The following is a 12,314-nucleotide window of genomic DNA, read 5'->3' on the forward strand; positions in this document are numbered from 1 at the left end:
ACCGCAGGTGAAAAAGAGGCCGAGGCTGGGTACACAAGAGGGTGACAAAAACGCCGAAAGCACCCGCGGAACGGGCCCTGATTTCACCTTGCCGGAAATGCTGGCGAGAGCTAGCCGAAACGCCGTGTGAACACGTGTCGTATAAACTCCGGAATGAGGCGGAGAGTAGGCGCCCTGGAGTCGGTCCGGCCCCCCTCTGACCCCGCACGCCGACAGCGTCGTCCGCACCTGCCAGCTCCACCGTGTCTCCGAAGCGAGAGGCGACCCACCATGCCCCTGCATGTCCCCCCTGCCCCCGCGCCTGCCCTCCGCTGCATCCGCACGGCCCTCGGTTCCCCCACCGCGGTCCGTGAGGCCCGTACCCCGTCGCTGAGGTCCGCCCAGGGTCCGCTCACCCCTCAACTGCCGCTGCCCGTCCACGTCCTGGAGCGTGTGACGCCGCGCAGCGGGGCGCCCCGCACCCGGCTCGCCGGCTGGCGCTTCCTGATCAAGGGAGGCGACCGCGCGGTGGCCGCCGGTGAGGCCGTGCCCACGCCGGACGGCTGGGTGTTCTCCCACTTCTCCGAGGGGCCGTACCTGGCCTCCACCGAACTGGCCCTGCACCAGGCCGAGGCGCTCACCGTGCCGTGCCAGCCCCGGCTGCTGTCCGTGCCCGAGCTGTACATGCTCACTCTCTGGCTGCACGCCGACATCGCGGCCGACGCCTCGTCGGAGCTGTTCGCCCCCGGGGACCTGCTGGTGCCGCTCGCCCCCGCACCGCCCGGGATCGCCGCGCACCGCCCCCACCGGGTGACGGACCTGCTGCCGGTGCTGACGCTCAGGCTGGCGCCCGCGGCCCCGCACCTCAAGGCGTCCGCCTGACCCTTTCCGCCCGACCCCTTCCGCACGCCCTCGCGCCCCGCGCCCCCGGAGTCCCGGGAGCCGCGGGGCGCTTCGCCGTTCACGCTCACCCCGCCGGACTAGCCCACCACGGCCATGCCGAACCACCCGAAGAGACCGGCCAGTTGGAGGCAACCGCCCGCATGGGTGATGCGTCATCCTCCTGTGAGGAGCGTCACCTGGAAATCCCTGCGGAATCACGTCCGTGGGGCAACACTGGGACCGACCGACGAATCACAACGGGGGGCGGCATGACCACCGCATCGAGCCGCAGGACAGCCACCACATCAGAGCGAAAGATCCCTTCCATGTGCCAGCACCAGCCCACGTGCCCGTCAGCCGACTCCGCCGACCGGGAGGCCGCCCACCTCGTGGCCGCCTTCCCGGAGCAGGGGTGGAGCCTGCTGTGCAACGGCGTCCTCTGCTTCGAGGACACCGGTGAGCTCCTGCCGGACGGGCAGATCATCGCCCCGCACCGGGCGCTCGGCACCGACCACGTGGCGACGGCAGCCTAGGCGGCACAACGAGCACCACCCGGCACAACAGCACATGACACACCGCAGAAATTGAAGGGGCCGGCCCGGCGCGAACGCCGAACCGGCCCCGACCCGTGTCCGGGCCTCAGCCCTCGTACTCCTCCAGCGGCGGGCAGGAGCAGACCAGGTTGCGGTCGCCGAAGGCACCGTCGATCCGGCGCACCGGCGGCCAGTACTTGTCGGCGGGCGTCACCCCGGCCGGGAAGACGGCCTCGTCACGGTCGTAGGGGTGCTCCCACGCACCGGCCACGGAGGCCGCGGTGTGCGGGGCGTTCCGCAGCGGGTTGTCGTCCTTGTCCCACTCGCCCGAGGCGACCTTCTCGATTTCGGCGCGGATCGCGATCATCGCCTCGCAGAAACGATCCAGCTCGGCGAGGTCCTCGCTCTCGGTCGGCTCGATCATCAGCGTGCCGGCCACCGGGAAGGACATGGTGGGCGCGTGGAAGCCGTAGTCGATCAGCCGCTTGGCGACGTCGTCCACGCTGACGCCGGTCGCCTTGGTCAGCGGGCGCAGATCGATGATGCACTCGTGCGCGACCAGCCCGCCCGGGCCGGTGTACAGCACCGGGTAGTGCGGCTCCAGGCGCTTGGCAACGTAGTTGGCGCCGAGCACCGCGACCTGGGTGGCCCGCTTGAGGCCCTCGCCGCCCATCAGCCGGACGTACGCCCAGGAGATCGGCAGGATGCCGGCCGAGCCCCAGGGGGCGGCCGAGATCGGGCCGACGCCCGTCGCCGGGCCCGCGGAGGGCTGCAGCGGGTGGTTGGGCAGGTACGGGGCGAGGTGGGCGCGCACGGCGACCGGGCCGACGCCGGGGCCGCCGCCGCCGTGCGGGATGCAGAAGGTCTTGTGCAGGTTCAGGTGCGAGACGTCGCCGCCGAACTCGCCCGGCTTGGCCACGCCCACCAGCGCGTTGAGGTTGGCGCCGTCCACGTACACCTGGCCGCCCGCCTCGTGCACGGCCGCGCAGATGTCCGCGACGTGCTCCTCGAAGACGCCGTGCGTGGACGGGTAGGTGATCATCAGCACGGCCAGCTCGTCGCGGTACTGCTCGATCTTGTCGCGCAGGTCCTGGACGTCGACCTCGCCGTCCTCGGCGGTCTTCACCACGACGACCTTCATGCCGGCCATCACGGCGCTGGCGGCGTTGGTGCCGTGCGCGGAGGACGGGATGAGGCAGATGGTGCGCTGCTCGTCGCCGTTGGCGCGGTGGTACGCCCGTACGGCCAGCAGGCCGGCCAGCTCGCCCTGCGAGCCGGCGTTGGGCTGGATGGACACCTTGTCGTAGCCGGTGACCTCGGCGAGGCGCTCCTCCAGCTCGGTGATGAGCGTGAGGTAGCCCTGGGCCTGCTCGACCGGGACGAAGGGGTGCAGCGCGCCGAACTCGGGCCAGGTGACCGGCTCCATCTCGGTGGTGGCGTTGAGCTTCATCGTGCAGGAGCCGAGCGGGATCATGCCCCGGTCGAGGGCGTAGTCGCGGTCGGCCAGGCGGCGCAGGTAGCGCAGCATCGCGGTCTCGGAGCGGTGCTGGTGGAAGACCGGGTGGGTGAGGTAGTCGTCCGAGCGCAGCAGGCCCTCGGGGAGGGTGTCGGCGGTCTGCTCGTCGAGCGCCTCGATGTCGCCGCTCTCCGCCGCCACGCCGAACGCGGCCCACACGGACGCCAGGTGGGCGCGGGTGGTGGTCTCGTCGCAGGCGATGCCGACGTGGTCGGCGTCCGTCAGCCGGAGGTTGACGCCTTCCTTGCGGGCCGCCTCGACGACCTCCGCCGCACGGCCGGGGACGTACGCGGTCAGGGTGTCGAAGTAGGCGCCGTGCACGATCTCCACGCCGCCCTTGCGCAGACCCGCGGCGAGGATCGCGGCGTAGCGGTGGGTGCGGCGGGCGATGCCGGCCAGGCCCTGGGGGCCGTGGTAGACCGCGTACATCCCGGCCATGACGGCGAGCAGCACCTGGGCGGTGCAGATGTTGCTGGTGGCCTTCTCGCGGCGGATGTGCTGCTCGCGGGTCTGGAGGGCCAGGCGGTAGGCCTTGTTGCCGTCGGCGTCGACGGAGACGCCGACCAGGCGGCCGGGGAGGCTGCGGGCGAACTTCTCGCGCACGGCCATGTATCCGGCGTGCGGGCCGCCGAAGCCCATGGGCACGCCGAAGCGCTGGGTGGTGCCGACCGCGATGTCGGCGCCCAGCTCGCCGGGCGAGGTGAGGAGCGTCAGCGCGAGGAGGTCGGCGGCGACGGTGACGACCGCGCCCAGCTCGTGCGCCCGCTCGATGACGGGGCGGAGGTCGCGCACGGCGCCGGACGCGCCGGGGTACTGGAGGAGCACGCCGAAGACACCGCGCTCGGCGATCTCGTCGGGGATGCCCCCGGACAGGTCGGCGACGACGACCTCGACGCCGGTGGGCTCGGCGCGCGTCCGGATGACCGCGACGGTCTGCGGCAGCGCGTCGGCGTCCACGAGGAAGACGCCCTCCTTGACCCGGCCCACGCGCCGCGAGAGCGCCACGGCCTCGGCGGCGGCGGTGCCCTCGTCGAGCAGGGAGGCGCCGGAGGTGGGCAGTCCGGTGAGGTCGGCGACGACCGTCTGGAAGTTCAGGAGGGCTTCGAGGCGGCCCTGGGAGATCTCGGGCTGGTAGGGCGTGTAGGCCGTGTACCAGGCGGGGTTCTCCATGACGTTCCGCAGGATCACCGGCGGGGTGAAGGTGCCGTGGTAGCCCAGGCCGATCATGGGGGCGAGGACCTCGTTGCGCTGTGCGAGGGCGCGCAGCTCGGCGAGGACCTCGGCCTCGGTGCGGGCGTCGGGCAGCCGGAGGGCCTCGGCGCTCTTGATCACGTCCGGCACTGCGGCCGCGGTGAGTTCGTCGAGGGAGCCGAAGCCGACCTGGGCGAGCATCTTGGCCCGGGCCCCGGCGTCGGGGCCTATGTGCCGGTCCTCGAAGGGGATGCCACGCTCCAGGTCGGAGAGGGAGCTGCGGTGGGCTGTCATCTGCGGAGGCCTCCTGGTCTGTACGACCTGCGAGGGGTACCACGGCGCGGGTACCCGGACGGCCTCCCCCTCTGTCATCTCAACCTGAGAGCTTCACCGGGACAGATGCCTCGACCCGGCTTTCACCGTCGGTGAGGAGGGGCGCTCGGCGTGGTGCCTGACCGGGGGCCCGCCCTGCTTTCCAGAGTGACCTCGTCCGTGCGGTACCGGGTGCCTGAGAGATTCCGGGGAGGATTTGCTCCTTCGGCGCCTCCGCCGGTTCCCGGTGCTCGTCCGGGTCCCGAATGGAGGACTCTCCCGCGCGGTGTCTGCGGCCAATCGCCAGCCTACCAGCGCAGCTTTCCGGGCGGATCTCCCCAAGTGGCCCGTTCCCGCTTTGTGCCTTTTCGTGGTTACCGGGGTGTCCCGGAGTCCGGACGCGGCGGGTGCGACCCGCGACGCGAGGGAGGCAGTGTGCAGACCGACATCGACCCCCGGAGCCTGATCGGCCGCAAGGTCTTCGACCGGGACGGCGCGAGGATCGGCACCGTCGACGAGGTGTACCTCGACGACGCGACCGGGCGGCCCGAGTGGGCGGCCGTGCGCACCGGCTTCTTCGGCAGGGACGCCTTCGTGCCGCTGGGGCCGAGCCGGGTCGAGGACGACGGCCTGCGCATCCCCTACGAACGGGCGCTGATCAAGGGCGCCCCCGGCTTCGGGGTCGGCAGCCACCTCTCCCCCGAGCAGGAGCTGCAGCTCTACCGCCACTACGGTCTGGCCCTGCCGGCTCCGGATTCCCCGGCCGGTCCGGACACGCACAGCGGGGACTCCGGCAAGGCCCCGGGGCCAACGCCCGGAAACTCCTCCTGAGGGGCCGCAGGCCAGGCCCCTGCCCCGGAGAGCCGGACGAGCCCGCCCCGCACGCTGTCCGCCGGGTCCGGAGCGGCTCGGGCACGCCCCTCGTCTCAGGCCGCGCCCCGGTCCGGAGCGGCCTGTCCCTGCCCTTCCGCCCGTGCTTCTTCAGCCTCCCCGGCATCTCCGGACTCCCCGGCCTGAGGCCGTACGAGGGGCAGCGGATCGCTCGGCTCCAGGGCGGGGTCGTCGACGGCGAAGGTCCGCACCCGCCCCGGCGCGGACCAGGGCTCCTCGAAGCGCACGGTGACCCGGCCGACGCCGCTGCCCTGGATCCATCCCGCGCCGTACTCGGCGTGCCGCACGTCCAGGCCGGGCAGCCAGCGCCGTGGCCCGGCCCCCGCGCCCGGGCGTTCCGCCGCCTCCTCGGCGTCCTGCGCCTCCGCGGTCTCGGCCGATGCCGATGCCGACGCCTCGCCGGCCGCCTCGGCCGCCTGGGCGAACAGGTCCTCCTGGGTGTAGTCGGCCAGTCCGGAGACGCCCACGCCCAGCAGCCGCACCCCGGCCGTGGTGTCCACGCCGTCGAGCAGCCGGGCCGCGGCCTCCCGGACCACCGTGGGGTCGTCCGTCGGGCCGCGCAGCGTCTCGGAGCGGGTGAGCGTCGAGAAGTCGTAGCTGCGCACCTTGATGACCACGGTGCGCCCCGAGCGTCCGGCGGCACGCAGCCGCCGCACACAGCGGTCGGCGAGGCGGGCCAGCTCCAGCTGCACCCGGGTGCGGTCGGTCAGGTCCTCCTCGAAGGTGTCCTCGACCGATACGGACTTGGCGTCCCGCTCCGCGACGACGGGCCGGTCGTCCTGGCCGGTGGCCAGGGCGTAGAGCCCGGCGCCGTGGGCCTTGCCCAGCAGGCGCACCAGCTCGTCCTCGCCCGCCTCGGCGGTCTCGGCGACGGTGACGATGCCGGCCCGCCGCAACGTTTCGGCAGTGGCGGGGCCGACGCCGGGGATGGCCCGGGCGGGCATCGGTCCCAGGACCTCCAGCTCGGTGCCCGGCTCTATCAGCACCAGGCCGTCGGGCTTGGCCTGCTCGGAGGCGATCTTGGCGAGCATCTTGGAACCGGCCAGGCCCACCGACCCGGTGAGCCCCGTGGCCGCCCGGATGTCGCGGCGCAGCTGCTCCCCCACCGCCCGGGCGGCCGCCGACGAGGGCTCCACGCCGCCGGCCTCCAGGTCGACGAACGCCTCGTCGAGGCTGAGCGGCTCGACCAGCGGAGACAGCTCGCGGAGCAGCCCCATGACCACCTGGCTGATCTGCTGGTAGAGCCCGAACCTCGGGGTGAGATAGGCGGCGTTGGGGCAGAGCCTGCGCGCCTGGGCCGTCGCCATCGCCGAGTGGACGCCGAAGACGCGCGCCTCGTACGACGCCGTGGCGACCACGCCGCGCAGGCCGATCCCCCCGACCACCACGGGTTTTCCGCGCAGGCTGGGCTTGGCCGCCTGCTCCGCCGAAGCGTAGAAAGCGTCCATGTCCAGATGCAGGATGGTCGGCGCACCTCTCACATGACAGATGCTGCCGCATACCACTGACAATGGCGCCGACCTGCGGCGCAGCGGCCCGCCCGGCGGCCGGCGACGGCCGGGGCGCCGGGCGGGCCGCTGCGTCAGACTGCGCGGTTGCGGCGCCTGGCCAGCTCGTCCGCCGGATTGTGCCCGATGAGCGTCTCGCCGGTGTCCACGCGCTCTCCGTGCAGCTGCGCCAGCGCGCTCTCCACGTCGCGCCAGACCACGCCCACGGCGATGCCGAAGACGCCCTGCCCGCCCTGGAGGAGGTCGACGACCTCGTCCGGCGAGGTGCACTCGTAGACCGTGGCGCCGTCGCTCATCAAAGTCATCTGCGCCAGGTCCGCCATGCCGCGCGTGCGCAGGTGCTGCACGGCGGTGCGGATGTTCTGGAGCGAGACGCCGGTGTCCAGCAGCCGCTTCACGATCTTGAGGACGACCACGTCCCGGAAGCTGTAGAGCCGCTGGCTGCCGGAGCCGTACGCGGGCCGCACGCTGGGCTCCACGAGAGCCGTGCGCGCCCAGTAGTCCAGCTGCCGGTAGGTGATGCCCGCAGCGGCACACGCCGTGGGACCGCGGTAGCCGATGTCGTCCGAGCTGCGGGAGCCTTCGGAACCCGTGGAGATCCCGGCGTCCCGCCCCCGCTGAGTGGTGACCGCTGCCGCGGCGGAATAGCGGGGCACTGGTTCGACCGTTCCCCCATGCAGCGGATACGGACCGCCGACCGCCGTACCGTCGCCCGTGCTTCTCACGCCGACCTCCGTCCTTGACCTGCCTTCTCGACGGTAGGCAGTCGCTCGGGGTGCGTCAACGATCGCCACACTCGGCACGCCGAGTGATAATCACCCTGAGAGTGGTTTTACGTGTCCCGGTAGCGGGAAAGGCTACTCGAATGCGCCGTGGCGACCCGGCGCGCGCCCCGCGATCGGCCTCACAGTCTGTTCGAGTCTCACCGGCTGTTCGATCACGATCGGCCGCAATCGGCCGCGTCGACGCCCCCGGAGCTCACTGGTTGCTGGTGCCGAAGTCCTCGGGCGAGATCTGGTCGAGGAACTCGCGGAACTTCTCCACCTCGTCCTCCTGCTCGTCCGGGATGGCGATGCCCGCGTCGTCCAGCACACCGTCGCTGCCGTAGATGGGCGTGCCGGTGCGCAGCGCAAGCGCTATGGCGTCGGACGGCCTCGCGCTGACCTCCACCCCGCTGGCGAAGACCAGCTCCGCGTAGAACACGCCCTCCCGCAGGTCCGTGATGCGGACCTCCGCGAGCTGCTGTCCGACCGCGTCCAGCACATCCTTGAAGAGGTCGTGGGTCAGCGGGCGCGCGGGTGCCATGCCCTGCTGGGCGAAGGCGATCGCCGTCGCCTCCCCCGGTCCGATCCAGATGGGGAGGTAGCGGTCGCCCCCCACTTCCCGCAGGAGCACGATCGGCTGGTTGGAGGGCATTTCCACCCGGACACCCACGACATCGAGCTCGTTCACACAGCAACCCTAGGCCGTGCCTGGCAGGTTTGGGTAGTCGGGCCGGTTCCGGTCACTGTGCACGCGGCTGCAGGGCGGCGCGCACCAGCGCCGCGTGCAGGCGTACGGAGAGGGCGGCCAGCTCCCGCGCGGTGGCCTCGGCATGGGCCCTGGTCTGCGGATTGCGATGCCTGCGCAGCGGTGCGACCACTTGTTCGATCAGGCCCGCCTCGCGGTCGGCTGCGGCCTTCATGGCGCGAAGGTGCCGGGGTTCCAGGCCAAAACGGCCAAGGTCCGCGACGAGCCTGGCGATCGTCACGGAATCCCCATCGAATCCGCCGTCCGAGTGGGCGCTGAGGAGGCCGTAGGACTCCCATTCCGCCAGCTCGTCCTCGGTCGCACCCGCCGTGGCCAGCAGCTCCGCCCGGCCGATCCGGACGGCTGCGGGGGCCTCCCGGCCGTCCGGGACGGCGGTCGGCGCCCCGGGCCCGATGGCCTCCTCAGCGAGGTCCAGCGCGTCGCGGGGCTGTGCCGGGGCGGGCAGCTGGACCCGCTCGCCCCGGGCCAGGGCGTCCAGCTGCTCTCTGATCACCTTGAGCGGAAGGTAGTGGTCACGCTGCATCCGCAGCACATGACCGAGCCGCTCCACGTCCTCGGTGCTGAACTTGCGGTAGCCGGACGGTGTGCGCCGGGGCTCGACCAGGCCCTCCGCCTCCAGAAAACGGATCTTGGAGATGGTGACCTCGGGGAACTCCTCGTGCAGCAGGTTGAGCACCGTCCCGATGCTCACCAGCCGGCCTTCCGCACCGGCGGCACCGGGAGCACCGGCACCGCCCGACGGTGTTCGACGCATGGCCCTTCCCTGGAAGTCCTCCCGGACGAGTCCGGGGGAGGGTCAGATGCCCCGCTGGCTGCCGAAGAAGACCAGACGGTACTTGCCGATCTGCACCTCGTCGCCGTTCGACAGCGGGACCGTCTCGATCTGCTCCCGGTTGACGTAGGTGCCGTTGAGGCTGCCGACGTCGGTGACGGTGAAGGTGCCGTCCTGCTCGCGGCGGAACTCCACGTGCCGGCGCGAGACCGTGACGTCGTCGAGGAAGATGTCGCTCTGCGGGTGACGGCCGGCCGTGGTCACGTCGGCGTCCAGCAGGAAGCGGCTGCCGGAGTTCGGGCCCCGGCGGACCACCAGCAGCGCCGAGCCCTGCGGCAGCGCGTCGACGGCGGCCTGTGCCTCGGGGGACAGCGCCGGGATGGGCGTCTGACCGGTGGTCTCGGAGTCGTACGCCTCGAGACCGGAGATGGAGATGGTCGAGGTCGTCTCCGATGCGCGCTCGGCCACGGCACCGGGCCGCAGCGGCGCACCGCAGTTGGAACAGAACCGGCTGGCCTCGGCGTTCCGGTGGCCACACCTCGTACATACCGGCAAGGCAAACCCTCCACCCGCGCTTGAGGTCGGTGCCCCGAAACCTATGCGCCCCGCCTGGGCAGGGTCAACAGAGGACGCGCCCGGAGCGCCCGGAATATCCCCGCCGGGCACGCCCGCCTGGTCGCGGAACAGGGGGCGGCTCTCCTGGCCGCCCTCGCCGCCGTCCACCGGGCGCGACGCGCGGTGCCGTGCGGTGCCGCCGTCCTGGCGTGCGCTCTTGCCGAACAACTTCGCAAACAACTTCACGGGCGATTCCCCTTGACCGAAACAGACCCGCCCGTGGGGCAGGACAAACCCTTGCTGCACACACCGTCCGACCTGGACATCCCTACAACGTCCGTGGTCAACAGACAGTTTCCATCACGCACCACGAACTTGGTGCGCCGACCCCCCGCATCCTCCCGCCCTCCCCACGGGCCCCGCGTACGCGCCCGTCTCACTGCGATGACGACCGAGCGTAGTCAGGCCGCTTCGCCGGGCGCAAGGCGTCAACAATGATCTTCTCAGACCGGGAGACGCTGACACCGGCCTGCTCCTTCTCCAGAGTCTGCACCACACCACCGGGGATGTTCAGTGCCGGCTCCAGATCCTGGGGTTTGCCGATGACCTTGAACTTATAGGGCTGGGAGACCTTCTTGCCATCGATCTCCACCTTGCCCGCGGATCCCGAGAAATACGTGTCGGCGACCACGCGCACGTCGTTGATCTGGATCGCCTCCGCACCCGCGGCGCGCAGCTCCTGGATGGTGTCCAGCAACTTGTCCGGGTCGACCGCACCCTTGGCGTCGCTCACCGTGAGCTCGATGCCGGGCCCCTGGGCGGCCACGGTGCCCGCGAGCACCCCGAGCTGCTCCTCCTTCTGCTCGGTCTGCTTGCGGGCCTCGGCGGCCTGGTTGGAGCTGCTCTCCAGCTCCGTGCGCTGATTCTCCAGCCGCCGCTTCTCGTCCTCGAGCCGCTTGGTGCGGTTGTCCAGCTCGTCCAGGATCCGGACCAGGTCCTCCTGGCGGGCACCGCGCAGGGCGCTGTTGTCGCTCGTCGACCGGACCTGAATGGCGAGGCCCAGACCCAGGACGCACAGCAGCAGCGCCACGATCAGCTGGGCCCGCGTCAGCCTGGGGGGCCACAGTCCGTTCACCAGGCGTTGACGTCCCGTCAACGGTTCGGCCGCGGGGGATTCCTCCGTTGACAACGTGGCTCCGGGCTCGGGTGCGGGCTCCGGCTCGGGTTCGCGCTCGGGCTTCGGCTCAGGCTTCGGCTCGGGCTTCGGCTCGGGCTTCGGCTCGGGTCGCTGCTCCGGCTCTTCTGGCCGCCCGGTACGTCCGGACTCGTCCGGGGTGTGGTCGTCTGTGCTCATCGGTGTCTCACGCCCGGAAGATGTGGCGCCGGATGGCAGCCGCGTTGGAGAAGATTCGGATGCCCAGGACGACGACCACACCAGTCGACAGCTGCGCCCCGACCCCGAGTTTGTCGCCGAGGAACACGATCAGTGCGGCCACGACCACGTTGGACAGGAAGGAGACGACGAAGACCTTGTCGTCGAAGATCCCGTCCAGCATCGCCCGCAGACCGCCGAAGACCGCGTCCAGCGCCGCCACGACGGCGATGGGCAGGTAGGGCTCGACCGCCGTCGGTACCACGGGGCGGACGACCAGTCCGACCACGACTCCCACGATGAGGCCCAATACGGCGATCACGATGTGCCCTTCCCTGGCTTTGCGGTACGTACGATCAGACTCGGCGCGGCCGGCAACCGGACCTCGTCCTGGGCGGAAATACTGGCGCGGACCCCGTAGTTCTGCTGAAGCACATGCAGGTACTGGCCGTCGGCGCTGTCCTGGAACGCGGTGGCGAGCCGCTGCCCGTTCCCGATCGCCAGCACCGTGTACGGCGGGACCAGCGGCCTGTTGTCCACCAGTATGGCGTCACCCGCGGCCCTGATCGCCGACAGCGCCGTCAGCCGCTGGCCGTTCACCGCGATCGCCTCCGCGCCGGACTGCCACAGTCCGTTGACCACGCGCTGCATGTCGCGGTCGCGCACCCGGCCGGTGTCGGAGAACCCACTGCTCTCCCGCGGGTTTCCGCCGGCCGTTTTGCTCTGCTTCGCATCGTCGACGACCAGTTTGACCCCCGGCCCGCTCACCGGTGTGGCCCCGGCCAGCAGGGACACCAACTCGGCCTTGTCCCCGCCGTGTTTCGGCAGCACGTCGCGCTGCTTGGAGCCGACCGAGTCCCGCAGCGTGTCGACGTTCTTCTGGAGCGTGTCCGCGGCCGAGGTCTCCGCCTCGATCCGGTCGATCAGCTGCTGGCGCTCCTTGGCCAGCGTCGGTGCCGATATCCGCGCCTGCGCCGCCCCGAGGGTCACCACCACCGCGGCGAGCAGCAAGGCCGCCGCGAGCCCCAGCCTCGCCCGCAGCGTGCTGGGCAACCCCTTGCCCTCCGTAGCACGTCTGGCCGCCGCCTCCGCGTAGCCGTCGTCCAGGCTGTGATCCATCACATTGGTCAGCAGCGACATCGACGCGTCGGGGCGCGGAGGCGGAGATGAGGTGCTCCGAACGGGGGGCTGCTGCGGCATGCCGCACATCGTCGCACGTCGGGGGCGTCGTCACCGAATGGCCCCACCGGCGTGCCGGATCCGGTACGGATCC

Annotated in this window: 12 protein-coding genes and 1 riboswitch; of the genes, 3 read left to right on the forward strand and 9 right to left on the reverse strand. The window is 71.5% G+C overall.

Translation table 11 applies throughout. The features are described from left to right. Positions 1-270 precede the first annotated feature (270 nt). Positions 271-861 (forward strand): hypothetical protein, encoded by a 591-nt coding sequence (locus tag AC1Z4A_RS03170; protein ID WP_483676288.1) that lies wholly within the window; start codon positions 271-273, stop codon positions 859-861. Between the two features lie 326 nt (positions 862-1,187). Next, entirely contained in the window at positions 1,188-1,394 is a 207-nt protein-coding gene (locus tag AC1Z4A_RS03175) for a DUF5999 family protein (RefSeq protein WP_483676289.1), read from the forward strand. Positions 1,395-1,500: 106 nt separating this feature from the next. On the opposite strand, the gene gcvP is transcribed toward AC1Z4A_RS03175, so the two are convergent. Then, positions 1,501-4,395 carry an aminomethyl-transferring glycine dehydrogenase gene (gcvP, locus tag AC1Z4A_RS03180; protein WP_483676290.1) on the reverse strand — a complete coding sequence of 965 codons (2,895 nt, stop codon included), beginning with the start codon at positions 4,393-4,395 and terminating at the stop codon, positions 1,501-1,503. Positions 4,396-4,586: 191 nt separating this feature from the next. Then, a riboswitch (glycine riboswitch) is annotated at positions 4,587-4,705 on the reverse strand. Positions 4,706-4,848: 143 nt separating this feature from the next. Between gcvP and AC1Z4A_RS03185 the strand changes: the two genes are divergently transcribed. Beyond that, the gene (locus AC1Z4A_RS03185) at positions 4,849-5,244 is read left to right on the forward strand and encodes a PRC-barrel domain-containing protein (RefSeq protein ID WP_483676291.1); all 396 of its coding nucleotides are present in this window, start codon (positions 4,849-4,851) and stop codon (positions 5,242-5,244) included. A 95-nt stretch (positions 5,245-5,339) separates the two neighbouring features. Here AC1Z4A_RS03185 and AC1Z4A_RS03190 read toward each other — a convergent pair whose 3' ends face one another. The 8 genes from AC1Z4A_RS03190 to AC1Z4A_RS03225 all read right to left on the reverse strand — a co-directional run bounded on the left by AC1Z4A_RS03190 (position 5,340) and on the right by AC1Z4A_RS03225 (position 12,241). Continuing rightward, positions 5,340-6,785, reverse strand: a complete 1,446-nt coding sequence (locus tag AC1Z4A_RS03190; protein ID WP_483676292.1) for a DNA polymerase IV — start codon at positions 6,783-6,785, stop codon at positions 5,340-5,342. A 101-nt stretch (positions 6,786-6,886) separates the two neighbouring features. Next, positions 6,887-7,537 (reverse strand): MerR family transcriptional regulator, encoded by a 651-nt coding sequence (locus AC1Z4A_RS03195; protein WP_483676293.1) that lies wholly within the window; start codon positions 7,535-7,537, stop codon positions 6,887-6,889. Positions 7,538-7,790: 253 nt separating this feature from the next. Next, entirely contained in the window at positions 7,791-8,264 is a 474-nt protein-coding gene (locus tag AC1Z4A_RS03200) for a bifunctional nuclease family protein (RefSeq protein WP_049715992.1), read from the reverse strand. A 52-nt stretch (positions 8,265-8,316) separates the two neighbouring features. Then, entirely contained in the window at positions 8,317-9,096 is a 780-nt protein-coding gene (gene ftsR / locus AC1Z4A_RS03205; protein ID WP_483676294.1) for a transcriptional regulator FtsR, read from the reverse strand. 42 nt (positions 9,097-9,138) lie between these two features. Continuing rightward, on the reverse strand, positions 9,139-9,975 hold the full coding sequence (locus tag AC1Z4A_RS03210) for an FHA domain-containing protein (RefSeq protein WP_483676295.1): 837 nt from the start codon (positions 9,973-9,975) through the stop codon (positions 9,139-9,141). A gap of 130 nt (positions 9,976-10,105) precedes the next feature. Beyond that, on the reverse strand, positions 10,106-11,023 hold the full coding sequence (locus AC1Z4A_RS03215) for a DUF881 domain-containing protein (protein WP_483676296.1): 918 nt from the start codon (positions 11,021-11,023) through the stop codon (positions 10,106-10,108). A gap of 7 nt (positions 11,024-11,030) precedes the next feature. Then, the gene (locus AC1Z4A_RS03220) at positions 11,031-11,363 is read right to left on the reverse strand and encodes a small basic family protein (RefSeq protein WP_071964751.1); all 333 of its coding nucleotides are present in this window, start codon (positions 11,361-11,363) and stop codon (positions 11,031-11,033) included. Further along, positions 11,360-12,241 carry a DUF881 domain-containing protein gene (locus AC1Z4A_RS03225; protein WP_483676297.1) on the reverse strand — a complete coding sequence of 294 codons (882 nt, stop codon included), beginning with the start codon at positions 12,239-12,241 and terminating at the stop codon, positions 11,360-11,362. Before AC1Z4A_RS03225 ends, AC1Z4A_RS03220 begins: the two co-directional genes overlap by 4 nt. Positions 12,242-12,314 lie beyond the last annotated feature (73 nt).

The organism is Streptomyces sp. 17_S59 (genome assembly GCF_056930295.1).